Origin of the sequence: Paenibacillus methanolicus (assembly GCF_008124765.1) — a bacterium.
GTDB lineage: Bacteria > Bacillota > Bacilli > Paenibacillales > Paenibacillaceae > Paenibacillus_Z > Paenibacillus_Z methanolicus.
Genome location: NZ_VNHS01000003.1, coordinates 138,356 through 163,440, shown reverse-complemented (window position 1 = coordinate 163,440; position 25,085 = coordinate 138,356). Strand labels below are relative to the sequence as shown.

At 58.5% G+C, this 25,085-nt stretch carries 16 protein-coding genes and 2 pseudogenes; 15 read left to right on the top strand and 3 right to left on the bottom strand.

Annotated features, from left to right (window positions below):
- Positions 1 to 379 precede the first annotated feature (379 nt).
- On the top strand, positions 380 to 4,039 hold the full coding sequence (locus tag BCM02_RS09685; RefSeq protein ID WP_148929221.1) for a family 14 glycosylhydrolase: 3,660 nt from the start codon (positions 380 to 382) through the stop codon (positions 4,037 to 4,039).
- Positions 4,040 to 4,504: 465 nt separating this feature from the next.
- Here the strand turns inward: BCM02_RS09685 and BCM02_RS09680 are convergent, their stop codons facing one another.
- Positions 4,505 to 5,293 (bottom strand): TerC family protein, encoded by a 789-nt coding sequence (locus BCM02_RS09680; protein ID WP_148928885.1) that lies wholly within the window; start codon positions 5,291 to 5,293, stop codon positions 4,505 to 4,507.
- A gap of 472 nt (positions 5,294 to 5,765) precedes the next feature.
- Between BCM02_RS09680 and BCM02_RS09675 the strand changes: the two genes are divergently transcribed.
- The 9 genes and pseudogenes from BCM02_RS09675 to spoVG all read left to right on the top strand — a co-directional run bounded on the left by BCM02_RS09675 (position 5,766) and on the right by spoVG (position 16,096).
- Entirely contained in the window at positions 5,766 to 7,499 is a 1,734-nt protein-coding gene (locus BCM02_RS09675; protein ID WP_246183338.1) for a sensor histidine kinase, read from the top strand.
- Positions 7,492 to 9,120, top strand: a complete 1,629-nt coding sequence (locus BCM02_RS09670; RefSeq protein ID WP_187434120.1) for a response regulator — start codon at positions 7,492 to 7,494, stop codon at positions 9,118 to 9,120. The genes BCM02_RS09675 and BCM02_RS09670 overlap by 8 nt, the downstream gene beginning before the upstream one ends.
- Positions 9,121 to 9,288: 168 nt before the next feature.
- A complete protein-coding gene (locus BCM02_RS09665) occupies positions 9,289 to 10,674 on the top strand; it encodes an ABC transporter substrate-binding protein (RefSeq protein WP_187434119.1) in 1,386 nt (461 codons plus the stop codon).
- Between the two features lie 143 nt (positions 10,675 to 10,817).
- Positions 10,818 to 11,744 (top strand): carbohydrate ABC transporter permease, encoded by a 927-nt coding sequence (locus BCM02_RS09660; RefSeq protein ID WP_425466168.1) that lies wholly within the window; start codon positions 10,818 to 10,820, stop codon positions 11,742 to 11,744.
- Between the two features lies 1 nt (position 11,745).
- On the top strand, positions 11,746 to 12,594 hold the full coding sequence (locus BCM02_RS09655) for a carbohydrate ABC transporter permease (protein ID WP_148928881.1): 849 nt from the start codon (positions 11,746 to 11,748) through the stop codon (positions 12,592 to 12,594).
- A gap of 202 nt (positions 12,595 to 12,796) precedes the next feature.
- Positions 12,797 to 13,351: pseudogene (locus BCM02_RS35920) on the top strand (LamG-like jellyroll fold domain-containing protein); the annotation flags it as partial.
- Positions 13,352 to 13,489: 138 nt separating this feature from the next.
- A pseudogene (locus BCM02_RS09650) lies at positions 13,490 to 14,659 on the top strand (right-handed parallel beta-helix repeat-containing protein); the annotation flags it as partial.
- A 312-nt stretch (positions 14,660 to 14,971) separates the two neighbouring features.
- Positions 14,972 to 15,613, top strand: a complete 642-nt coding sequence (locus BCM02_RS09645; protein ID WP_148928880.1) for a nitroreductase family protein — start codon at positions 14,972 to 14,974, stop codon at positions 15,611 to 15,613.
- 195 nt (positions 15,614 to 15,808) lie between these two features.
- The gene (gene spoVG / locus BCM02_RS09640) at positions 15,809 to 16,096 is read left to right on the top strand and encodes a septation regulator SpoVG (protein ID WP_148928879.1); all 288 of its coding nucleotides are present in this window, start codon (positions 15,809 to 15,811) and stop codon (positions 16,094 to 16,096) included.
- Positions 16,097 to 16,336: 240 nt separating this feature from the next.
- Here the strand turns inward: spoVG and BCM02_RS09635 are convergent, their stop codons facing one another.
- A complete protein-coding gene (locus BCM02_RS09635) occupies positions 16,337 to 17,137 on the bottom strand; it encodes an alpha/beta fold hydrolase (protein ID WP_148928878.1) in 801 nt (266 codons plus the stop codon).
- Positions 17,138 to 17,340: 203 nt separating this feature from the next.
- Here BCM02_RS09635 and BCM02_RS09630 point away from each other — a divergent pair, with 203 nt between their 5' ends.
- The 5 genes from BCM02_RS09630 (at position 17,341) to BCM02_RS09610 (ending at position 24,179) form a co-directional block, all read left to right on the top strand.
- A complete protein-coding gene (locus tag BCM02_RS09630) occupies positions 17,341 to 19,092 on the top strand; it encodes a sensor histidine kinase (RefSeq protein WP_148928877.1) in 1,752 nt (583 codons plus the stop codon).
- On the top strand, positions 19,089 to 20,480 hold the full coding sequence (locus BCM02_RS09625) for a helix-turn-helix domain-containing protein (protein ID WP_148928876.1): 1,392 nt from the start codon (positions 19,089 to 19,091) through the stop codon (positions 20,478 to 20,480). The genes BCM02_RS09630 and BCM02_RS09625 overlap by 4 nt, the downstream gene beginning before the upstream one ends.
- A 136-nt stretch (positions 20,481 to 20,616) precedes the next feature.
- Entirely contained in the window at positions 20,617 to 22,362 is a 1,746-nt protein-coding gene (locus BCM02_RS09620) for an extracellular solute-binding protein (RefSeq protein ID WP_148928875.1), read from the top strand.
- A 13-nt stretch (positions 22,363 to 22,375) separates the two neighbouring features.
- Complete coding sequence (locus tag BCM02_RS09615; protein ID WP_148928874.1) at positions 22,376 to 23,266, top strand: ABC transporter permease; 891 nt, start codon at positions 22,376 to 22,378, stop codon at positions 23,264 to 23,266.
- 19 nt (positions 23,267 to 23,285) lie between these two features.
- Positions 23,286 to 24,179 (top strand): carbohydrate ABC transporter permease, encoded by an 894-nt coding sequence (locus tag BCM02_RS09610; protein ID WP_148928873.1) that lies wholly within the window; start codon positions 23,286 to 23,288, stop codon positions 24,177 to 24,179.
- 112 nt (positions 24,180 to 24,291) lie between these two features.
- Here the strand turns inward: BCM02_RS09610 and BCM02_RS09605 are convergent, their stop codons facing one another.
- Positions 24,292 to 25,011 (bottom strand): hypothetical protein, encoded by a 720-nt coding sequence (locus tag BCM02_RS09605; protein ID WP_148928872.1) that lies wholly within the window; start codon positions 25,009 to 25,011, stop codon positions 24,292 to 24,294.
- Positions 25,012 to 25,085: the final 74 nt, after the last annotated feature.

The window sequence follows — 25,085 nt, the reverse complement described above, 5'->3', positions numbered from 1 at the left end:
GCTTATATACCATGAACAAGCAAGGGTTCTCCCATCGTCGGCTTCAAGCTGGCGAAGGGGGAGCTCTTGTTGGCTTTGCGGATCGAATTCGGCTATCTCCGCAGTTCGATCGCCTCATGCCGACGTCTGCTTCATGACGAATGCCATCAATATTTTACACCGGGATTGTTCAATTTTCTGGGTATGGTCCTCGCGGGAAGGTCTCTACAATAGGCAATGACAGCGCTTACGGGCGAAGTAAGTCGAACGAAGGAGGGAGTGGGCGAAGAATCATCAAGCGCAGTCAGAGCATGCAGGCAATTGGACGAGGAGGCTGGTTAGTGTGTCAAGTTTAAGGTCGAAGGCGAGAAGAAGCGTCTCGCTGTTGCTCAGCGCGGTTATGCTGTTCTCGGTCATCTTCTCGATCAACGTGAAGAATACCGAAGCGGCGGTCGCAAGCAATTTCAAGGCGGCCGTGATGGGGCCGCTGTCGCAGGTGACGGATTGGAACGCGTTCAAAGCCCAGCTGCAGACGCTGAAGAACAACAACGTATACGCAATCACGCAGGATGTCTGGTGGGGCATGGTGGAAGGCGCGGGCGACAACCAATTCGACTGGAGCTACTACAAGCAGTACGCAAGCGTAGTGAGAGAGGTTGGTTTGAAATGGATTCCGATCATCTCGACGCATAAGTGCGGCGACAACGTCGGCGATGCCTGCTTCGTCGAGATCCCGTCCTGGCTCTGGAGCAAAGGAACGGCGGACGAGATGAAACTGAAGAGCGAGACGGGCTTCGTGAATTCCGAAGCGGTATCCCCGCTGTGGAGCGGCGTCGGCCAACAGTACAAGGAGCTGTACAGCGCGTTCGCGGCTGCCTTCGCCGAGTACAAATCGATCATTCCGAAAATCTACTTGAGCGGCGGTCCGTCCGGCGAGCTTCGCTTCCCGTCCTACTATCCGCCGGCCGGTTGGAGCTATCCGTCCCGCGGCAAATTCCAGGTGTATTCGGAGCACGCGAAGCAGACGTTCCGCACGGCGGTGAAGACCAAATACGGGACGCTCGCCGGCATCAATTCCGCTTGGGGAACGAGCCTGACCGCAGATAGCCAGATCAACCCGCCGTCGGACGGCGACGGATTCTACACGAGCGGCGGCTATAACACGACCTACGGCAAGGACTTCCTCTCCTGGTACCAAAGCGTGCTGGAGAATCACCTTGGCGTCATCGCCCAAGCCGCGCACGAAAGCTTCGATCCGGTGTTCAACGTGCCGGTTGGCGCCAAAATCTCCGGCGTCCACTGGCAGATGACGAACCCGACGATGCCGCACAGCGCGGAGAATGCAGCAGGCTATTACGACTACAACCGCCTCATCCAGAAGTTCAAGGACACGAATATGGATCTGACGTTCACATGCTTGGAAATGTACGATTCGGGCAGCGCGCCGAATTACAACATGCCGTCCACGCTCGTCGATCAAGTATCCGCAATTGCCAATAGCAAGGGCGTTCGCCTGAACGGGGAGAACGCGCTGCCGGTCGGCGGATCGGGCGGTTTCTCCAAGATCGAGGAGAAGCTGACGAGGTACGGGTATACCGGGTTTACGCTGCTGCGCATCAATAACGTGGTGAACGGCGACGGCTCGGCCACGGGCGAGATGGCGAATTTCAAGAACTACGTCACGAAGTATTCCACGCCGGATAATACCACGAACAACTCGGTGACGGTGTATTATAAGAAAGGCTTTGCGACGCCATACATGCACTACCGTCCTGCGGGCGGCGCATGGACGACCGCGCCAGGCGTTGCGATGCCGAATTCGGACGTGAACGGTTATGCGGCGCTCACCGTCAATATCGGCTCCGCCTTCCAGCTGGAAGCTGCCTTCAATAACGGCAGCGGCACATGGGACAGCAACGCGACGAAGAACTATATCTTCGGCGTCGGCACCTATACGTACACGCCGGGCGCTAATGGCGCGGCAGGCGCGATCACCCCTGGCAAACCATCGGGCGACACGGGCACGGGCACCAATTCGGCGACGATCTATTACAAGAAAGGGTTCGCGATGCCTTATGCCCACTATCGGGTAGCCGGCGGCACCTGGACGACGGCGCCGGGTACGGCGATGGCGGACTCGGACGTAAGCGGCTACGCGTCGATTACGATCGCGCTCGGCAGCGCGACATCGGTCGAGGTTGCCTTCAATAACGGCAGCGGCACTTGGGACAGCAATTCGTCGAGCAACTATATCTTCCAGACGGGGACGTCGACCTATTCGCCTGGCGCGAACGGCGGAGCTGGCGCGATTACGTCCGGCAAGCCATCGGGAACCGGCGGAGGCACGACCAATACGGCCGTCATTTATTACAAGAAAGGGTTCGCGGCCCCTTACGCGCATTACCGGGTAGCCGGCGGCACCTGGACGACGGCGCCGGGCGCGGCGATGGCGGATTCCGATGTGAGCGGCTATGCGTCGATCACGATCGCGCTCGGCAGCGCGACGTCGGTCGAAGTGGCTTTCAACAACGGCAGCGGCACTTGGGACAGCAATAACCAGAAGAACTATATTTTCCCGGCAGGCACGTCGACCTACACGCCGGGGACGAACGGAGCGGCGGGCGCCATTGCGCCCGGCGCTCCTTCCGTCGACGGAGGTACGGGCAATGGGGGCGGAGGTACGCCGGTCGATTTGGCCGACTGGTCGACCAAAAACATCTATTTCATCATGACCGACCGATTCGTGAACGGCGATCCGAGCAATGATAATTACGGCGGATTCAACGCGAACAAGTCGGACATGACCAAATGGCACGGCGGCGACTTCCAGGGCATCATCAACAATTTGGACTACATCAAGAACATGGGCTTCAACGCGATCTGGATTACGCCGGTTCAGATGCAGCGCAGCGACAACGCTTATCACGGCTATCACACCTATGATTTCTACGCGATCGACGGCCACCTCGGCACGATGGCGAAATTTCAAGAACTGGTGAACGCGGCGCACGGCAAAGGGATGGCGGTCATGCTAGACGTCGTGCTCAATCACGCCGGCGATTTCAACAACAGCGGATATGCGAAGGCGCCGTTCAACAACGCCGATTGGTATCACCATAACGGCGACATTACGAGCGCGGATTACAACGCTAACAATCAGTCGAAAATCGAGAATGGCGACGTGGCCGGCCTTGATGACCTGAATCAGGAGAATCCGGCGGTCATGTCCGAGCTGAAGAACTGGATCGGCTGGCTGAAGCGGGAGTCCGGCGTGGACGGCTTGCGCGTGGATACGGCGAAGCATGTGCCCAAGTGGGCGCTGAAGGAATTCGACGCCGCGGCCAATACGTTCACGATCGGCGAAGTATACAGCGGCGACGCCGGTTATGTCGGCGATTACAGCAACTATCTCGATGCGGTGCTCGACTTCCCGATGTATTACACGTTCAAAGACGTCTTCGGCGGCGACGCCTCCATGACGCTCATCCGGGATCGCTATGCGCAGGATGCCAAGTACCGGGATACCCGCTATAACGGACTGTTCCTCGATAACCACGACGTGAAACGGTTCTTGAACGCGGCGACCGGCAATCCGTCTAATCGCAGCGACAAATGGCCGCAACTGAAGGCGGCGCTCGGGTTCATGTTCACCTCGCGCGGCATTCCGATCGTGTATCAAGGGACGGAGCTTGGCTACACGGGCGGCGATGACCCGAGCAACCGCGAAGACGTCGTGCCGAATGCGAACCACGAACTGTATACGTACATCGCCAAGCTGAACGGCGTGCGCAATAGCCATCCGGCGCTGCAGAACGGCTCGCAGAAGGAGAAGGCGGCGGAGAGCGCGTTCTACGCGTTCCAACGGTCGAAGGAGGGCGACGAAGTCGTCGTGCTGATCAACAATTCGTGGAGCAGCCAGACGAAGACGATCGGCAACTTGGATAACCTGGCCAGCGGGACGCAGCTTAAGAATCAACTGGGTTCGGACACGCTGACGGTCAATAACGGCTCGATCACCGCGACGCTCGGACCGAAGGAAGTGAAGGTATTCACGAAATAAGTCCGATGGGATCGCGCGTGCGTGTCGGAGAGGTTGCCCTGGGAAGGCGGGGCGGCCTCTTCGTTTTTTTCGTTGGTATTCGAAAAAAGCAGACCCGCCTTCAAGACGGGACTGCTTTATTTTCGTTTAGAAAATTATGCGGTCGTTCATGTTGTGGAACAAAAAAGCGTGTCCACGGGAGTGGGCGAAAGCGAAGGGTCAGCACGTTGTCCCGCCAAGTGCTCGGAGTGACAGTTTTACACCCCAAGGCAAACCGTCTCGAACGAAGCTCGAACAAAAGCTTTGTCCGGTAGGACAAAGCGGCTTATTGCGAAAGGACACATCAAGGACGGCCGCGAAACGAGGCACGCTTATTAGCAGAGTCCAGAGGGTTGAACGTTTTTCGAAGAAAAACGACATCGGAAGCATAAGCTTAACCCTCTGGTTCCCTTCCGTTGGAGGGGGAAGGGGCGTGGGTGAAAGGAATTACGCCGCGTGGGACGCTTGGTTCTCCTTGCTTTTGCCGCCGGAGAGGAACCAGCCGGACACCGCGATGCCGATCAGCACGGCGTAGAAGGTGAGTTTCCAAGCGGTCGACTCGGCGAAATCATGCGGGATGACATGGATCGAAGGGTGCGCCAGCGTATGAACCGCGAGCTTCACGCCGACCCAGCCGACGATGCAGAACGCCGCGACTTCCAGCGCCGGGCGGCTCTCCAGCAATTTCACGAACAACGTGGCGGCGAAACGCATGATGACGAGACCGATGAAGCCGCCGAGGAAAATCACGATGAAGTGACCGCCGTCCATGCCGCCGATATCCGGCAGGCTCGTCGTCGGCAGCGCCACCGCGAGGGCGACGGCCGCCAGAATCGAGTCGATCGCGAACGCGATATCGGCGATCTCGACTTTCAGCACGGTCATCCAGAAGCCGCTCGGCTTGCGTTCTTTTTTCTCGCGTTTCGCGTCGTCGTCTTCGCCTTTCTTCACGATCAGCTTGCGGAAGATATGGTTAAGCGCGATGAACAACAAGTATAGCGCGCCGAGCGCCTGTACTTGCCACACGTCCACGAGGAAGGAGATGGCGAACAGCGAGGCGAATCGGAAGACGAACGCGCCGGCCAATCCGTAGAACAATGCTCGCTTTCGTTCCTGCTCCGGCAAATGCTTCACCATGATCGCCAGCACGAGCGCGTTGTCGGCGGCAAGAAGACCCTCCAGCGCAATCAATACGAGCAATACCCAACCATACTCCAGCAACAATCCGAATTCCATTGTGGGACCTCCTTAGAATAGTGAAAATCAGCGACTCCAGCCATTTGCGCAAAAGAAAAGAGACCTCTGCCTTATATAAGGCAAAGGTCTCGCTAACAGTGCCGTCTGAACGGCAGTGCCAATAAAGCCGGAGGCGCAAGCCGCGCGCTCGTAATGACGACGTTTATTGTACCAGCTACTCCCCTTTGGAGCGGTTCTTCCTATGCAATTTGCGTAAAGCCTCTTATAGACAGGTGATACGGGAGACGAATAGCTTGGTTTCGAATTCCGAAGAAAAAAGTTGCGGGCCATCCGCGATCGGCATGCGGAAGGGCGGTCTCGAAAGGCAAACGTAACGCAATCTCTTTTTGCGGCAATTGAGATTCTGGGGCCAAAGTTGGAAAAGATAGCGTTTCCACAGGAGAAAAGGAGAGCCGCGTCGAATGGGTCGTGAAAGAAGCATCGGCTAAAGGAGGTACCGTCCGTCTTGCAGGTGCGCGCTTACTACAACAACCAGTTGATCAAGAACAAAATTTTCCTCATCACGGCCGTCATCATGGCGCTCGTGTCGGGGCTCAGCATGATCGCCGTTCATTTCGCGACTCGTATTTACGAGGACAAGGTGTACGCCGAGGCGGCGCAAGTGCTGAATTTGTCTTCGGGCACGGTCGACGGCAAGTTGAGGGAGATCGAGGATTTGACCTTCGACATTCTCAGCGACCGGACGATCCAGTCGCAGTTGTCAAGCGTGACCGACACGATGAACGAATACGATTATTTCAAAATGAAGGACAAGCTGATGGATCGGCTCGTCGAGCTCGCCCGGCATCAACGCGCCATCGCGGCGATCCAGGTTAACGATGCGTCGGGCGGCGAGAGTCAGGCAGCCATCACCTCGCGTTATCGCCTGGACACGGAAGCGTACGAGCGGAAGGCGATGGAGGCGGGCGGCTCGGTCGTCTGGTTGCCGGCCGACGAGCCCAACGTGCTGATCGCCGCCCGGCAGATTCGCCGGATGAGCGGTCTCAGCTTGAAAAATCTCGGCGTCATGATCGTCTTCGTCGACATGAAGCGATTGACCGGTCAGTCGCTCGAACTGGCGGAAGGCCGCTTCTTCGTTATGGAGCATGCGGGGCGCGTCGTGCTGGCGAGCGGCGATGGCCCGTCCGAGCAGCTAGCCCAACTGCCGCTTCGCGAGCGGCAGGGCTACACGATTATGAAGTTGAACGGCGACGCGTATTTCATCACCCATCTCATCTCCAAGTACCAATCCTTTACTTACTACAACGTCCTGCCGTACGGCAGCGTCTTCCTGCAGTCCAAGATGATCAAGTGCGGCCTGTTCGGCCTCTATGCGCTGCTGTTCATGCTCGCGCTCTACTTCGCCAGGGTGGCCGGCCGCGCAATCTCCAAGCCTTTGGAGCAGCTGACGGCCAAGATGAAGCTGGTTCAGAAGGGGAACATCGATTCGGCCGACCTGTTCCGGGACGAGAATTTGAATATGGACGAGACAGGCCAAATCCACCGTCATTTTCGCCTCATGCTGGAGACGATCAACGCGCTCATCCGCGAGAATTACGCGAAGCAGCTGGCGATTAACGAATCGGAATACAAAGCGCTGCAGGCGCAGATCAACCCGCACTTTCTGTACAACACGTTGGAGTCGATCAACTGGATGGCCAAGGCGAATCGGCAGCCCGACATCTCGGCGATGGTGACGGCGCTCGGCCGTCTGCTGCGGGGCATCATCAGCCGCAAGGAACCGCTCATTACGATCGAGGAAGAGATGCGGTTCGTCCGCAACTATGCGACGATTCAGCAAATCCGGTTCGGCGAAAGACTGCAGCTGCGCATCGAAGGCGACGAGCAGCTGGCGGGCTGTTATATCCCGAAATTGACCGTGCAGCCGGTCATCGAGAACGCGATCCAGCACGGCTTGGAGGCGATGTCGGCGCCTTGCGCCATCACGCTCTCGTTCGTCGCGGGCGAATCGCATATGACCATATGCGTGACGGACAACGGACCCGGCATCGACGAGGCGACGCTGGCGGCCATCCGGGAAGGGCGGGTCGTCTCGAAGGGGACGGGGATCGGACTGAGCAACATTCGCGAGCGGATCCGGCTCATGTTCGGGGATGAATACGGCGTCGAGATCGAAGCCGGAGCCGAGTCAGGGACGACGGTACGTATCCGCGTGCCGTACAGATGGGAGGGAGATCATGTATAACGTGCTGCTCGTGGACGACGAGCGGATTATTCTCGAAGGCATCGCAAGCGTCGTGGAGTGGGACAAGCACGGCACGCGTCTGGCGGGCAAAGCGGTCAACGGGAAGGATGCGGTCCGGCTGATCGAAGCGCAGCCGCCGGATATCGTCATTACCGATATCCGGATGCCGGAGCTTGGCGGCATCGAGCTCATTCAATGGGCGAAGGAGCGCTATCCGCGCATGCACTTCATCGTCCTCTCCGGGCATGAGGAGTTCGCCTCCGCCCAGACGGCGATGAAGCTGGGGGTACGCCATTATTTGCTTAAGCCTTGCTCGGAAGACGAAATCGCGGGCGTGCTGGACGAAGCGGTGGAGGAGCTGCGGGAACGGGAACGGCAGGAGTCGTTCAAGGCGTCGACGATGGAGCAGCTCGCGCGGGTGCTGCCGCAAATCAAGGAGCAATTTCTGAAGGAATGCCTCATGAACAAGACGTACAGCAAGCGGGACTGGGATTACTACGGCGGCTTGCTCGGTCTCGACATCGATGACCGTTCGGTCCGTCTGCTGTTGTTCGAGATCGAAGGCAGCTGCGAATTCGAGCATCTGTTCGCGCTGCATAACATCGCCGAGGAACTTGTTCGGGAATCGGGAAGGCATGTGCTGCTCAACACCACGATCGGCGAGCGGCTCGTTCTGCTCGTCGAAGAAGGAGAGCTGGCCGAGTGGCTCGCCTTGCTGGAGCGGGTCAAGCGAATCTACGGGCAATATTTCCGGCTCGATCTGACGATCGCCGTCAGCCATCCGGGGTTGATCACGCAGCTGCGGATGCTGTACCGCGAGACGCAAGCTTGCTTGTCGCACCGGTTCTATTTGGGGGAAGGGAGCATTATCACGTCCGAGGATATTCACCATCCGGCCGAAGGGCTTCCGATGGAACTGGAGGTAGACACGGAAGCGTTCGCCATCGCGGTGCGCAGCGGGAATACGGAACGCGCCCGCGAATTCGTCCGCGAGACGATCGCCCGTCTGAAGGCAAGCAAGCTGGACGTCGGGCTCGTCAAATCGTGCGTGCTCGAGCTCTATCTCGTGCTGCTGCGCGAGAAGGGGCGGGCGAAGCCGTCATGGTCGGCCGGGGCCGACGGAAGCGGGCAGGCGCGGGCGAGACCGATGCGCGGGCTCGAGACGTTCCTGCTGCGGGAAGATGCGTTCGATACGCTCGACCAGACGGAGGACTATCTGCTCCAGGCGGCCGTCGAGGCGGCGGAGCGCAATTACGAGGCCAACGTGCAGACGCAGTCCAAAGTCATCGCGCAAGTGGTTCGTTACGTGGAGGATCATCTGGACGACGAGTCGCTGACGCTGTCGAAGCTGGCGCACGACATCTTCTACTTGAACGTGGACTACCTCGGGAAGCTGTTCCGGAAGGAAACCGGCGAGAAATTCTCGCTCTACATGATCCGCGTGCGCATGGAAGAGGCGATGCGGCTGATCGCCCGCGCCGAATCCGTCAAAATATTGGACATCGCCGCGAAGGTCGGGTTCCGCGGCAATCCGCAATATTTCAGCCAAGTGTTCAAGAAACATACGGGCTCGACGCCGTCGGAGTATAAGAAGCAGCTATCCAACATGTCGGAAAATTGAACGAAAGCCGCAATAATGAACGTCAACAAGCCGATACCGCGGGCGCACGCCCCTTGCGATATCGGTTTTTTTAACGAATTAGACCGTTTCGTTTCATTTTCGCCCGGCGTTGTATGCGCTACCATGAAGAGGAAGATAAACGAGATAAGCCCAAGGAGGTCTATCGATATGATGAGAACACGCTCGACGTTCATGACGCTTGCCGCGGCATTGCTGTTGACATTCTCGCTGTCGGCATGCAGCGGCGGAGGCAGTAACGGCGCGGAGACGAACAACGGCGTCGCCGGCAATAACGCGGCACCGGCCGAGACCAGCGAAGGCGCGAACCAGACGGAGCCGGCGAAGACCGAAGGCGGAGAAGAAGACGTTACCCTGCGTCTCATGTGGTGGGGCTCCCAAACCCGGCACGATCTGACGAACGAAGTGGTGAAGCTATACGAATCGAACAATCCGCACGTGAAAATCGAGACGGAGTTCACAAGCTTCGACGGGTATTGGGAGAAGCTGGCCGCGATGGTCGCGGGCAACAACATGCCGGACGTGCTGCAAATGAACTTCGGCGAATATTTGACGCAATACGCGAGCAAGGACGTGCTGCTCGACATGAAGCCGCTTACCGAGAACGGCACGATCGACGTCGGCAAAGCGAACGAGGGCATCATGGCGTCGGGCGTCGCGAACGGGAAACTGCTCGGCATTCCGCTTGGGATGAACGCGCTCACGGTCATCTACGACGAGAAGATGCTGCAGGACGCGGGCGTCGCGTCGCCGGATCTGAATTGGACGTGGGACGACTGGAAGAAGGCGGCCGAAGCGGTGCACGCCAAGTCCGGCAACTACGGCACGCAAGGGCTGGAGATCACGAATATTTTCGAATACTACGTCCGCCAGCACGGACAGACGATGTACAGCGCCGACGGCAAGGGACTGGGCTTCGACGACAAACTGCTGACCGACTACTTGGCGATGACGCTGGAGCAGCAGGAGAAGAAGACGTATCCGTCGATGGACGTGATCATGCAGCACGAGGCGATCGAAGATCAGCTCATCGTGCACGGGAAGGCGCCGTTCGACTTCCGCTGGTCGAACCAGGTCGTCGCGCTTACGAAGGCGGCGAACCGGATGTTGAAGCTGGCGCCGCTGCCGGGACCGGATAGTAGCAAAGGGATGTACTTGAAGCCGTCGCTGTTCTTCTCGATCAGCAAGCAATCGAAGCATCAGGAGGAAGCGGCGAAGTTCATCAACTACTTCATCAACGACGCGGAAGCGAACAAGATCATGAAGGGCGAGCGCGGCGTGCCGATCACCTCCGACATTCGCGAAGCGCTGGCGGCGGACCTGGACGAGACGAACAAAATGATCTTCGACTATATCGATATGATCGGCGCGAACAGCAGCCCGATCGACAGCGTCTATCCGGCCGGCGCGTCGGAAATCTCCAAGGCGATGGAAGAGATCAACGAGCAGGTCATGTATAAGCAGCTGAAGCCGGAAGAAGCGGCGGCCGAGTTCCGCAAGCGGGCGGAAGAGATCATCGCGCGCGGCGCGGAATAACAAGAGCGACGAGCGGCTGGAGAAGGGCCGGTTCTATGACGGATGGTCCGCGGGAAGCGCATCCTCGGGCGGAACCGGCCCGCATACGCAGACGCTGAAGGGAAGGCGGGAATGTAATGAAACAGGAGGCTTCCATGCCGCTTCTGGCGGCTGAGGCGAAGGGCAAGCGCAGGCGCAAGAAGGGGATGGAGAACGATAATCTGACCGGTTATCTGTTCATTCTGCCGTTTCTCATCGGATTTTTCGCGCTGACGGTATTCCCGGTGGCGATGTCGCTGTACCTGTCGTTCACAAACTACGACATGCTCGGCACGCCGCGCTGGATTGGCTTGGACAATTACGAGCGGATGCTCATGGACGATACGAAGTTTATCAAGTCTATCAAGGTGACGCTGTTCTACGTCTTCACGGCCGTGCCGTTCCGGCTCGTCTTCGCGCTGGCGATCGCGCTGTTGCTGGCGAGGCTCGTCGTCCTGAAGGGCGTGTACCGGACGCTGCTGTACCTGCCGTCGGTCATCGGCGGCAGCGTTGCGGTATCTGTTATGTGGCGACAGTTGTTCGGTAACGAAGGGGCGCTTAACTCGATTCTGGCGAAGCTTGGACTGCCGACCGTGTCGTGGCTCGGCGATCCGTCGTACGCAATCTGGACGCTCATTTTGCTGTACGGCTGGCAGTTCGGCTCGTCGATGCTTATTTTCCTCGCGGGGCTGAAGAACATCCCGGCTTCTTATTACGAAGCGGCGGAGGTGGACGGCGCCGGTCCCTGGCGTCGGTTCATCAACATCACGATTCCGCTGCTGACGCCGATCATCTTATTCAACGTGGTCATGCAGACGATCCAAGGGTTTATGGCGTTCACGCCGAGCTATATCATTTTCGAGGACGGTCGGCCGCTCAATTCGACGCTGCTGTACGTGCTGTATATGTTCCAGCGCGCGTTCACCTTCTTCGATATGGGGTATGCGTCGGCGATGGCGTGGCTGCTGCTGCTCGTCATCGGGCTGTTCACGGCATTGATCTTTAAGAGCTCCTCGTATTGGGTCCACTACGAATCGGAAGGAGAGCGGTAATATGCAGGCGCGGCGAAAGGCGGTTATCAAGCTGGCGGGCGAGCAGCTGCTCCTGCTCGCGCTGACGTTCATGATGCTCTATCCGCTGCTGTGGATGGTAGCCGGCTCCTTCAAGGATAACGGCACGATCTTCACGACGGCCCATTCGCTCCTCCCGAACAGGCTTGATTTCTCGAGCTATATCGAGGGCTGGAAGGGGTTCGGCGGCGTTACGTTCGCGACCTTCTTCTTGAACTCGACGATCATTACGCTGTTGTCGACCTTCGGAAGCGTCGCCTCCTCCGCGCTCATCGCGTACGGGTTCGCCCGCATCCGGTTCCGCTGGAAGAAGGTCTGGTTCGTCTGCATGATGCTGACGATGATGCTGCCGTTCGAGATCATCATGGTGCCCCAGTATGTGATGTTCAACTGGTTCGGCTGGATCGACACCTATTGGCCGCTTATCCTGCCGACCTTATTCGGCACGCCTTTCTTCATCTTCCTCATCATGCAGTTCATTCGTACGTTGCCTCATGAGATGGACGAAGCGGCCAAGATCGACGGATGCGGCAAGTTCGCGATATTCTCGCGCATTATCGTGCCGCTGATCGTGCCGGCGATGATGACGTGCGCGATTTTCTCCTTCTACTGGCGCTGGGACGACTTCATGGGACCGCTGCTCTACTTGAACAAACCGCAGCTGTATCCCGTGTCGCTGGGGCTGAAAATGTTCTCCGATCCCGATTCGATCACGAATTGGAGCGCGCTGTTCGCCATGTCGACGCTGAGCGTCGTTCCGGTGTTCGTCGTCTTCTTCCTGTTCCAGCGGTATATCGTCGAAGGGATTAGCACGAGCGGGTTGAAGGGTTGATCGGTCAGTAGAGAGTTGCCTGTTCGCGCTTGCTCGGCTGTTCGCCGAAGCGAGAGGCGAGCGACGCCCGATCGTGCCTCGAAGCCGCGTCTTTTGAAGGGAGGTGGTTGACCGCAGACTGAACGTTCAGGCTCATAGGAACAACATTGGCCGGGAGCTTAAGACGCGATAGACCGGACATTCAAAGGAGGAAAGGGTAACGATGAGCAAACGCAATCCGTTCCAAGCGAAAACCTTTAAAGGCACGGTGGTCACGCTGTGCATGGCGTTGGCCGTCCCGTTCGCCATATACGGCACCGCGGCGGCGGAGACGCCTTTCAGCGATAATTTCAACGATGGGAACGCCGCGGGCTGGACGGCTACGACGGGCAGCTGGTCCGTCGTAGCCGACGGGGGCAACTATGTGTACGCGCAGACCGGCACGAGCGAAGGCCGCACGTCGGCTGGCAGCGCGTCGTGGACGGATTACGCCGTCGAGGCTAAGGTGAAGGTCGACAACTTCAACGGCACGAACCGGACTTATGTGGCCGGCCGTTACAAGGACGGCAATAACTATTACGCCGCGTCGTTGTATAACAGCAGCGGAGGCAAGCTGGAGATTCGCAAGAAGGTCGGCGGCTCCTCGACGACGCTCGCTTCCAAAACGTACGCCTTATCGACCGGAACGTGGTATAACGTAAAATTGGAAATGGTCGGATCGACCATTACGATGTACGTCAACGGCGTGAAGGAACTGACCGCCTCGGACACCGCCTTGGCATCCGGCGGAGCCGGCTTGCTCGCGGTCAAGACGGCGTCCAAATTCGACGACGTCACCGTCACGACGGGCGGCGGCGCGACCGATCCCGGTACGGATCCCGGCACGGATCCCGGCACCGATCCCGGAACGCCGCCGACTCCGGCAGCCGGAGACTTGTTCGTCTCTCCGACTGGCAATGCCAATAACGCCGGCACGCTGGATAGCCCGACCACGCTGGAATCCGCGCTGACGCGCATCGCCGCCGGCAAAACGATCTATATGCGCGGCGGAACGTACAGTTATTCCTCGACGATCACGATCGCGCGCGGCAACGACGGAACGGCGAGCAGTCCGAAGAAACTCGTCGCCTACGGCAGCGAGAAGCCGGTGCTCGACTTCTCGGGGCAGGCGTTCGGCTCCGCCAATCGCGGCCTGCAGCTGTTCGGCCATTATTGGAACGTGGAGCGGCTCGAGGTGAAGGGGGCCGGCGACAACGGCATTTTCATCGGGGGCAATTATAACGTCATCCGCAACGTAGAGGCGCATCACAACCGCGATACGGGCATTCAGCTGGGTCGTTACGCGTCGACCGCGGCATACAGCGAATGGCCGCAATACAATCAGGTCATCAACAGCTATTCCCACGACAATTACGATCCGGACAACGGCGAGGACGCGGACGGGTTCGCGGCGAAGCTCACGGTCGGGCCGGGTAACGTGTTCGAAGGCTGCATCGCGGCGTATAACGTGGACGACGGCTGGGATTTGTACGCGAAGACCGATACGGGGCCGATCGGCGCCGTCACGATCCGCAACAGTATCGCGCATCATAACGGGCAGACGTCGGACGGCACCTCGACGACCAATAGCGACGGCAACGGCTTCAAGCTGGGCGGCGAGCAAATCCCGGTCGACCATATCGTCTTGAATAGCATCGCTTACCAGAACAAGAAGCACGGTTTCACTTACAACAGCAACCCGGGCTCCATTACGATGACGAACAATACGTCTTGGGACAACGGGCAGAGCAATTTCGCGTTCGACGTCGGCACGCACAAGTTCACGAACAATCTCTCCTTCGACGGGGGCTCTAGCGATAAGACGAGCGGCACCGACATTAGCGGCACGAACGTCTGGTGGAAGAACAACGCGACCGTGAACGCAAATGGACTGGCGGCGAGCGCGGCCGACTTCGTCAGCCTGACGCCGTCGGTGACGCGCAGCGCGGAAGGCTCGCCGAATCCGGGTAATTTCCTGAAGCTGACAGACAACAGCGATTTGAAAGGCGCGGGTACGCCGAGCGGGACGAACATCGGTGCGCGTTAGAGCGCGATACGGCCGGCCCGCCGATGGGTTAATACGCGAACGTAACGATATCGGCTTGGCAGACAATCATGCTGCTTCGGACTGACGAAAGAAGGGGACCGCGATGGCTCGAACGAGCCGTCCGGTACCTTTTTTATATGCGTCCCGAACCGACCATCTCTTCACCGAGCATAGGCTGCTTATGCCGATCCGCGGGTGGAGAAAGTTTTATTCTCACCGTTGACAGAAGGCATGGTTCCTCTCTATACTGTAACTAAAGTTATAACAGTAACTAATTAAATTACAGTTTAGAGAAGATGGAGGAATTATGATATGACGCAGAAAACAGGCGTGGATTTCTATTCGGTCATTCGCGAACGCCAATCGATCCGGGGCTATGATCCGAGCGTGGCGATTACGGAGGAAGAGCTTAAGGAATTGCTGCGTGAAGCGACGCTGGCGCCGTCCTCCTCGAACTTGCAGCCATGGCGTTTCGTGGTGGTGACGGACCCGGCGGTGAAAGCGGAGTTGCTCCCGATCGCCAACAACCAGAAACAAGTGGTCGACGCGGCGGCGACGATTATTCTGCTCGGCGACACCGAAGCCTACAAGCGCGCGGACGAAATTTATGACCTGTCCGTCGAAGCGGGAATGCCGAAGGAAGCACGCGATGCGTACGTGCCCCGGATGAAGGAATATTACCGGACGATGTCCCCGGAGACGGCGCGCAGCGTGGCGTTGATCGATGGCGGCCTTGTCGCGATGCAGCTGATGCTGGCGGCCAAAGCCAGAGGCTACGACACGGTGCCGATGGGCGGCTTCTCGCACGAGAAATTGATCGAGCGCTTCCAAATTCCGGCGCATCTCATTCCGGTCATGCTCATCTCGATTGGAAAAGCGGCGGCGGGCTCGGGTAATCCGACTGCGCGTCTTCCGATCGAAGAGATTACATCTTGGAATAAGCTGGAGCAATAACGTCTTTCGGCCGTTGATAGGAACGGCATTTCCATGCAAGAACCCATTGTCCTCGGCGGATCGTGGGTTCTTTTTTTTGAATGGCGCAGCCGTTTCGCCTTTCTTTACGAAATTTTAAGAATGGCCGAGAAGGAAATGAAGCCGCTTGCATGGTATTGTAATGGTTAGACATCTATGGAAAAGGTGGGTACCTTCATGCAAATTACCGATATCCGACTTCGCGCCGCGAACAATGACGGCCGGATGAAAGCCATTGCGTCGATTACTTTCGACGACGAATTCGTCGTTCATGACATCCGCGTGATCGAGATGGAGGGCCGGTTGTTCGTCGCTATGCCGAGCAAGCGCACTCCGGATGGCCAGTTCCGCGACATCGCGCATCCAATCTCGTCCGCCGCGAGAGAGAAGATTCAATCGGCCGTGCTGGCCGAATACGAACGGTCGGCCAATATGGCGGATCGGCGGGAAGAAGAGATTGCCTGAACCGAAGCCGCCTGCTATATTATTCCCCTAAATAGCCAAACGAAAGAGCCGCTGCGGACGCAGCGGCTCTTTCGTCTAATACGGCTATATACCAGCTAGATGCCGACTAATTGCCAGTTAGATCTCGGCAAGATTCCGACTTCATAGCAGCTAGATTCCGACTTCATAGCAGCTAGATTTCGTCTTCAAGCCGGCGAGCTTCCGGCTCTTGCGTATCATGACGCTCACGAGTGGCAGCGATTATTCCTTCTTCTCCAGCTTATCCATCCACGCTATCATGGCGTCCGCAACGGCATCGACTTGCTCGGCAGACGAGATGTCCGCGTCGTTGTCTCCTTTTTGCTTGCCATACAGGCCGAACTGACCGTGGTTGGCGCCCTTGATCGCGATATACGTCGTATCCCCCGGAAGGTTCGTCTTGGCTTCCTCCCATTTGGCCGCATTCATTACGCCATCCTTGGTGCCGGTGATTTGCAGCGCGGAGATCTGCGATCCGCTCAAGCTGCCGCCCTCATCGGCGTAGGAAGCCAGGAAGTAGGCGCCGGAGATCGTATCCGGATGCTTGGCCGCGTATCGGGCCGCGAAGACGCCGCCGAGGGAATGGCCGCCGATCACATAGCGATCCTCGGGATGATTAGCGATGATGCCATCCGCCCGGTTCGCGCCGAACATGGCGAGATTAAGCGGCATCGAGACGACGTAGACCCGGTGACCTCGCTCCGCGATCGCTCGGGCGAGCGGCGCGTAGCTCTCGGGTTCGACCATGCCGCCGGGGTAGAGGATGACCGCAGGCTGGCGAGCATCGCCCGTAGCGGGTTCGAAGTAGAATCCGTCCGGCTGAATAACGACCGTCACGCCGCTGCCGCTCTGAAGCGCGGCGAGCGCTTCTTCCTCGGGCTCGTAAGTCAGTTGGTTCAGCGCGACGAATCCGCCGACAATGAGCACGAAGACGATCGCGGCTGCCCAATACAGCGCTTTGCGCCATCGGCGGCGGGCTGGTTTGACTTTTGCGGGAGGTAAGGCATTCGTTGGATCGGTCATGGTAGATGCATCTCCTTGGGGTGCGATTATCGATCTTAAATTATTATACCCTAAGGTTAATTAATTTGAACGTGAACGTTGCATGAACCGTCGATTTCGAACTCGGCGCTTTTGTATATGAAAACTCCTCTAATAAATCGTGTTCCGGTTTGTAGCAATAGAATTTATAATAGGGGTCACTTTCCGCGCACAAGGGGGTATTTATGCGAACACCATGGCAGCGCGCCCGGCATCCGCGCGGGCCCAAATCGCTGCGCCGCACGCTTGTCTTTTATTTGATGATCGCCTGCATGCTGCCGCTCGCGCTCGTCGGCATCGTGACGTACACCTCCATTTACGACATCTTGACGAACAAGATCAAGAGCGGGATCAGCGCGAGCCTGAAGCAGGAAGCGGGGGCGCTCGAGAATTTGATCAGCAATCTGGACTTCGCCTCGAAGCAGTTCGCGCTCGACGACCAGTTGGCGGGCGAAGTGTCCGCTTTTCTCAAGGAGACGCAAGTGTACAAGAAGTCCGAAATCATGACCCGCATCAGCCAGAAAATGAATCTCGTGAATTTCACGAACCCTTACCTCGGGTTGACCGCCTATGTCATGCCGGAAGCGGAGGACCCGATTCTGTTCGCGAATTTGAGCGTCACGCCGGAATTCGACCTCGCCGCATTCCGTCCGTTCGTCAAGTACAACGGCGCCGGCTACAACGGACCGCACCGGACGATGTACAACTACGGGGCGAATATCGTGTTCTCTTCCGTCCGTCCCGTGCGCATCGACGGCGATCGGAAAATCTACGTGTACCTGGAATCGAACTACAATTTGTTCCGCAAAATTTTGAATCCGCAAGCCTACGGCGTCGAGGTGTCGCATTTGCTCATCAATGAGCAAGGAGAAGTCGCGTACGTCGAGAACGACGAAGCGCCGATCCCCACGAGCCAGCCCAGTTGGCGGGATGCCTCCATGCTGCACGAAGAGTACAAGGGTTACCATCTGTTCCGCTACAAGAGCGAACAGGGCTGGGAATTGATTACCGCGGTGCAGAAATCGACGTTCAACAGCGAACTGCGGTCGTGGTTCACGAAGATGGTCATGATCACGTTCGCGATGCTGCTGTTCGCCGGCATGATCGCCATGCTCATCTGGCGGAAGGTGTACCGGCCGCTGCGGAAGGTGAATGCCGAGATCGTGCGAATGGCGGAGAACCGGACGGCGCCCGTCACGTATACGCGCATCGAAGAATTCGATCTGCTGCTGTCGAACTTCCAAGAGATGAAGACGAAGGTGAACGACCTGATCGATGCCGCCGAGCGGAACGAGCAGCAGCGGAGCCAGCTCGAGATCGAGAAGCTGCTCAGCCAGATCAATCCGCATTTCCTGCACAATACGCTCAATTCGGTGCAGTGGCTGGCCCGGATGAACGGACAGAAGGAGATTGACAAGCTAGTAACGCTGCTCGTGAAGGTGCTGCATTACAACCTCGGCAAGCAAAGTTTGATCGTGACGCTGCGGGAGGAGTTGGAAGCGCTTCATCATTACATGGAGCTGCAGCGGGTCCGGTATGACTACGAATTCGAATTCGACGTCTGCGCGGACGAGTCGCTGCTCGGCTCGGCCATCCCGAGATTCCTGCTGCAGCCGCTGGTTGAGAATGCGATCTATCATGGGACCAGCGAGCAGGCCGGCCGCGTGGCCGTGACGATTCGCGGAGCGGGCCAAGACCGGATGGAGGTCGTCGTCCGCGACAACGGAAGCGGCATGACCGAGGAGGAGGCGAAGCGGCTGCTGCAGGATGATCCGAGAGAAGCCCGAAGAGGGCTTGGCATCGGGCTCTCGTATGTGAGCAGGCTGCTGGAACGTTATTACGGCGCCGAAGCGAGGATGACGATCGAGAGCCGGCCCGGCTTCGGGACGGAAGTCGTCATCGCGCTTCCCGCCAGAGGAAAGGAGCATCTGACATGATAAGAGCGATCGTCGTGGACGACGAGAAGCTGGTCCGCAAAGGGTTTATTTCGATGATCGAATGGGAGCGCTACGGCATCGTCATCGCCGGCGAGGCGGCGGATGCCAAGTCCGCGCTCGCGTTATTAGCCGCCGTGCCGGTAGACCTGATGTTTACCGATATCACGATGCCGGGGCAATCGGGCTTCGAGCTGATCAAGCAGGCGAGGCTGCAATATCCCCGGCTGCAAGCCGTCGTGCTGACGTGCCATCACGAGTTCGATTACGTGCAGGAAGCGCTGCGGCTCGGGGCGATCGATTACATCGTCAAGACGCTGTTCGAGCTGGACAATACCGACGAGGTGATGAACCGCATCGTCGAGCGTTTCCGTTGGGAGCTGGAGAGCCGTAAAGGGGAGGAGGCGAAGGAAGAGGGAAGTCCGTCGGCGGACGCGGCGGTCGTGTTCGTGCCGGAGTCGGAGGAAGCGGACGGCAAGGAGCTGTACCGGCTGCCGATGATCCAGCGCGGTCCGCGGCCGATGCAAGCGGGACGGTACTGGTTCGTTCCCCTGCCCGAACCGCTGCACAGGACGGAATGGCAGCAAGAGGCGGATAAGCTCCAAGGCTGGAGCGCGGCGTTCGTGACGGGGCTGACCGGACGGACGGCCGCGGAGATCGAGCGCGCGCTGGCGGACGGGATGGATGCGGCGCTCTTCTATGCCGACGGCGGTCTTCATGCGATGCGGACGATCCGCTATGAAGCGTTGACGGAGATGGAGACGAAGTCCGGGGCAGCGCCGTTCCGAATCGGCGACCGCTTGACCTGGATGCTGTCCTCGCGCGAATTCCGGTCGCTCGCGCAGCGGATCGAATCCGAGCGTCCATCGCCCGCGACGCTGACTTCGGAAGCGGAGATGCTGCTCCGCGAGTGGCAAGGGCTGCTGCTCGCGCCGGGCGAAGCGGACGAGCTCGCCGCGCAGATGCGAAGCTTGCGGTCGTGGGCGGATTGGCAGCCGTGGCTGCGCCGCTTCGCCGATTGCGCGCAGCGGCGCATGGTCGAGCTGTCGCTGTCCAAGGAGGTCATGCAATGTTTGATCGGGGCCGTGCAGCTCATGCGCGCCGAGGCCGGAAGCCGGATCAACCAGCATGAGGTCGCCGCGCGCGTCGGCATGAGCCGGAGTTATTTCAGCCAATGCTTCGCCCGGTTCGCGGGGGAATCGTTCGGCGAAGTATTGCGTGGCATGCGGATCGAGCGGGCGAAGAAGCTGCTGCTGGAGACGGAGGAGCCGATCTATGCGGTCGCCTCGCTGGCCGGCTTCGACGACGACAAGTATTTCAGCCGTCTGTTCCGGGACCGGGTCGGGATGCTGCCGACCGATTTCCGAACAAGCGGTGGGAAAACGGTTTAGCGATAGGGGGAATTTCGTCGGTGAATTGCGGACGTTTAACGGGCAGCCGCGGTCGATTTTCTCTCTCGGTCGGAGCCGGCGATCCCATACAATGAAAGCGTAATCAATCGTGACCAACATCGAAACGGGGGATAGCATGAAACCGAAATTATGGCTGGCAACCTCGATGGCGCTCGTCATGGCGCTCAGCGCCTGCTCGAACGGAGGAGGCAATAACGCGCCTGTGAACGAAGGCGGCAATTCCGGCAATGCGGGCAATAATGGCAAGGCGGCGAACAATTCGTCCGCGACCGGCGAAGGGAACGCGGAAGCGGGGGCCAAAGCCGGCGACGACCTCGCCTACGAGAAGGTCGCGGAGCCGATTACCGTCAATATCGGATTCCGGGCGCCCGACGACAAGCTGCCCGAAGGAGAATCCAACGACAACAACATCGTCTCGCGCTACTTGGAGAGCATCACCGGCATTAAGGTCGTCCACACGTGGGAAGCCAAGGGCGAAGATCCGTTCAAGCAGAAGGTCAATCTCGCGATCGCGAGCAACGACCTGCCGGATGCGCTCGTCGTCGACCGCAACCAGCTGCGGAAGTTGATCGACAACGACATGCTGGAGGATTTGACGGAAGAATATGAGAAGTACGGCTCCCAACTGGTGAAGGACATGTATGATTCGACCAAAGGACTGGCGCTGGCCGACGCCACGGTGGACGACAAGCTGTACGGCCTGCCCAACGTCGCGATCGAGGCGGACGCCCCGTCGCTGCTGTGGATTCGCCAAGATTGGCTCGACAAGCTCAAGCTTCCCGCGCCGAAGACGCTCGCGGATTTGGAGAAGATCGCGGACGCGTTCGCGAATCAGGATCCGGACGGCAACGGCAAGAAGGATACGGTCGGCCTGACCGGCGACAAGATGGTCGTCTACGGCCAGAAGCCGAATCCGAACGGCTTCGATACGATCTTCAGCGCGTTCCGCGCTTTCCCCAAGAACTGGATCAAGGACGCGTCGGGCAACGTCGTCTACGGTTCCGTCCAGCCGGAGAACAAGGAAGCGTTGACCAAGCTGGCCGATTGGTACAAACGAGGGCTGATCGATCCGCAATTCGCGCTTTATAAGGAGACGCAGGAGCCCATCGTCGCGAACAAAACCGGCTTGTTCTTCGGTCCATGGTGGATGCCGTACTGGCCGCTGGCCGACTCGGTCGTCAACGATACGAAGGCGGACTGGAAGGCTTATGCGGCTCCGACTGACGAGAGCGGGAAGTTCGTCACGCACATGGCGCCGGTTACGGACCGCTACTTGGTCGTGCGCAAGGGTTACGAGCATCCGGAGGCGGTCGTGAAGCTGCTGAACGCGTTCACCCGTCTGGAGCGCAGGCAGGACCCGAACGCGGCGGAAGTGAAGAAGCTCGACGATTTCGCGGCCGAGACGGGCGTGCACGTGCGCAACTTCTATCCGTTCGACCTGCTGCTCGACTACTCCGACGCGGTCGTCCAGCGTTACGACAACGTACAGAAGGCGCTTAAAGGCGAGCTCGACCCGAATTCGTTCGACCCGGATATGAAGCTCGTGTACGACTATACGGTGACGGAGAAGGAGAATCCGAAGAAGAACATGGATGCGTGGAAAGCGGCCAAAGCCTACGAGCTCGGCGGCGGCGTCCTGTTCGGCACGGACATGGAGAAGGTGTACAGCGTCTTCTACGGCATGACCCGCTCGATGGAGATGAAGTGGACGACGCTGGAGAAGCTGGAGAACGAGACGTTCCTCAAAATTATCGTCGGCGATCTGCCGGTGTCCGCCTTCGACGATTTCGCGGCGCAGTGGCATAAGCTCGGCGGAGACCAAATCACGAAGGAAGTCGCCGACATCGTAAACGGCAAATAAGGCGGTGTCACGCATGTATTCTCGCAAAAACGCGCTTCACTACCATGCGATGGTGCTCCCCGGCATTCTGCTGCTGCTCTTGTTCAGCGTCGTGCCGATCGGGTTTGCCGTCATCGCGTTCCAGAACTTCAAGCCGGGCCGGGGCATTACCGGCTCGGAGTGGGTGGGGCTGGAAAATTTTCACTACCTGTTCCAGCTGCCGGACAGCCGGCTCATTTTCTTCAACACGATCTTCCTCGCGGTGCTCAAAATCGCCGCGAACCTGATCGTGCCGCTCGTCTTCGCGCTGCTGCTCAACGAGGTGCGGGTTCGGTTCCTCCGCAAGTCGATCCAGACCATCGTCTATTTGCCGCACTTCATCTCGTGGGTGCTGCTGGCCACGATCTTCTTCGACGTCTTCTCGCTGGAGGGCATCGTGAACCAGGCGCTCGGCTTGTTCGGCATCGATCCGGTACTGTTCTACGCGAGCAACCGGTGGTTCCCGGCGATCATCGTCGCCACGGACGTGTGGAAGGAGTTCGGCTTCAACGCGATCGTTTACTTGGCCGCGTTGACCGGGATTAATCCCGCGCTCTATGAAGCGGCTGGCATCGACGGCGCCTCGCGGTTCCGGCAGCTGTGGCATGTCACGCTGCCCGGCGTGAAGACGACCGTCATCCTGCTGGCGACCTTGGCGCTCGGCAACGTCATGAACGCCAACTTCGATCAGATCTTCAACATGTACAACCCGCTCGTGTACCAATCGTCCGATATTATCGACACGTACGTGTACCGGGTCGGCCTGAACGATCTGCAGTACAGTCTCGGAACGGCCGTCGGCCTGTTGAAATCGGTCGTCAGCTTCATTCTCGTCGTGCTCTCGTACGTGCTGGCCAGCCGGTTCGCGGGCTACCGGATTTTCTAGATAAAAGAGGTGACTTCTTGTGGTAGGCCAAAACAGCGTCCGAAACCGGATTATCGACGGTTCGATTCTGGCGGTCCTCTTCCTGATCACGATCGCTTGCTTGATCCCGCTGCTCCATACGGTCGCGGTGTCGTTCAGCGATAAGACGGCGGCCGATGCGGGACGGGTATTCCTGACGCCGATCAAAGCGACGACTGCCAGCTACGCGAAGGTGCTGGACGACGGGCAGTTCTTTCAAGCGTTCCTGATCTCGGTGCAGCGCGTGCTGCTCGGCGGCCTGCTCAATTTCGTGCTGACGGTCATGATGGCGTTCGCGCTGTCGAAGGATGCCAAGCAGTTCCCGATGCGCAACGTCTACATGTGGTTTCTCGTCTTCACGATGCTGTTCAGCGGCGGCATCGTCCCTTGGTTCATGACGATCAAATATTACGGACTGCTCGATTCCATCTGGGCGCTGGTACTGCCGCATGCCGTGCAGGTATTCAACGTCATCCTGCTCATGAACTTCTTCCGCAACCTGCCGAAGGAGCTGAACGAAGCGGCCGAGATGGACGGGGCGGGGCCGTGGTACGTCATGGTCCGGCTGTATATCCCGCTGTCGCTGCCGTCGATCGCGACGGTGACGCTGTTCAGCATCGTATTCCACTGGAATTCGTTCTTCGACGGGCTTGTGCTTATGAGCAAACAGGATCATTACCCGCTGCAGACGTATATCCAGACGCTGGTGACGCAGATCAGCGCACAAGCGATGACGAGCATGTCGCCGGAGGAGCTGGCGGCGGCGATGGCCGTGTCCAACCGGACATTCAACGCGGCCAAAATCATCGTCTCGATGATTCCGATCCTGCTCATCTATCCGTTCATTCAGCGCTTCTTCATTCATGGCATAACGCTTGGGTCGGTGAAGGAGTAGAGGGAACGGCGAACGTATCGCATGGGAGGCAATAGCGAAGGGCAATCGGCCGACAAGGCCGATTGCCCTTTTTGCGTTTGGGCCGAGATCGCCCCGAGCGGCGCTCGCCGCTTCACTCCAACAGCGTCGAGACGTGCTTCTCGTCCTCGGCCTGCCGCAATTCCTCGCGTAACTCTTCTTTGAATTTCGCTTCGATTCGCGACTTATCCCCATACAGGAAGAGCAGGTCCCCAGCCGCCAGCGTTTCCAGCCGAACGCCTTTCCGCAGATGCACGTGGCCGCGTTTGATATAGAGCAGATGGATATCTTCTTCGTCATTCAGCACGTCGCGAGCTTGTCGGCCAATATAACCGGAGCGCTCGTGCAGGGAGACCGACGCGAGCAGATCGTTGTCGTGAATATAGAGCACTTCCTGGACGGGCAGCTCGTGCAGCTGGAAATCCTGCTTGAGATGCTTCTCGAACAGCGGTCGCGTCCGGGCGTGAAAGCGGCGGTTCTTCACGATCGCGCAGACGATCGTCAGCGAGGCGGTCGCGACCAGCAGCTGGGGAGTGCGGAAATCGTCGGCCAATATATTCGTGATGGACGAGATGACGACCGCCAAGGAGAAGGCGCCGAACAGAATGAGGGCGATGCCGATTTTGCGCCGGATCGGATGGCGGAGAATCAGCTCGGATTCCTTGGTCGTGAAGCCCGTTCCCGTCAGCATGGAGATGACCTGGAAGCGGGAGATGCTCCGTTCTAGACCGGTCACGACGAACAGTTCGCTGGCGATTTCGACCACGAGACCCATGATGCCGAAGTAAATGAGAATAAAAACGAGTCCGGACATGCGAATCACCTCGGAGGTTTCGGGTGGGGCGTCACGAAGGGACGGCAATCATGCCCGAACCTGCGTTTGCTCGT

Bases quoted from the DNA above. Each gene is read 5' to 3' on its own strand.
- BCM02_RS09620 (WP_148928875.1), top strand. From the start codon at position 20,617: ATGAAACCGAAATTATGGCTGGCAACCTCGATGGCGCTCGTCATGGCG.
- BCM02_RS09605 (WP_148928872.1), bottom strand. From the start codon at position 25,011: ATGTCCGGACTCGTTTTTATTCTCATTTACTTCGGCATCATGGGTCTC.
- BCM02_RS09655 (WP_148928881.1), top strand. From the start codon at position 11,746: ATGCAGGCGCGGCGAAAGGCGGTTATCAAGCTGGCGGGCGAGCAGCTG.
- BCM02_RS09665 (WP_187434119.1), top strand. From the start codon at position 9,289: ATGATGAGAACACGCTCGACGTTCATGACGCTTGCCGCGGCATTGCTG.
- BCM02_RS09625 (WP_148928876.1), top strand. From the start codon at position 19,089: ATGATAAGAGCGATCGTCGTGGACGACGAGAAGCTGGTCCGCAAAGGG.
- BCM02_RS09615 (WP_148928874.1), top strand. From the start codon at position 22,376: ATGTATTCTCGCAAAAACGCGCTTCACTACCATGCGATGGTGCTCCCC.
- BCM02_RS09670 (WP_187434120.1), top strand. From the start codon at position 7,492: ATGTATAACGTGCTGCTCGTGGACGACGAGCGGATTATTCTCGAAGGC.
- BCM02_RS09635 (WP_148928878.1), bottom strand. From the start codon at position 17,137: ATGACCGATCCAACGAATGCCTTACCTCCCGCAAAAGTCAAACCAGCC.
- BCM02_RS09685 (WP_148929221.1), top strand. From the start codon at position 380: ATGCTGTTCTCGGTCATCTTCTCGATCAACGTGAAGAATACCGAAGCG.
- BCM02_RS09630 (WP_148928877.1), top strand. From the start codon at position 17,341: ATGCGAACACCATGGCAGCGCGCCCGGCATCCGCGCGGGCCCAAATCG.
- BCM02_RS09680 (WP_148928885.1), bottom strand. From the start codon at position 5,293: ATGGAATTCGGATTGTTGCTGGAGTATGGTTGGGTATTGCTCGTATTG.
- BCM02_RS09645 (WP_148928880.1), top strand. From the start codon at position 14,972: ATGACGCAGAAAACAGGCGTGGATTTCTATTCGGTCATTCGCGAACGC.
- spoVG (WP_148928879.1), top strand. From the start codon at position 15,809: ATGCAAATTACCGATATCCGACTTCGCGCCGCGAACAATGACGGCCGG.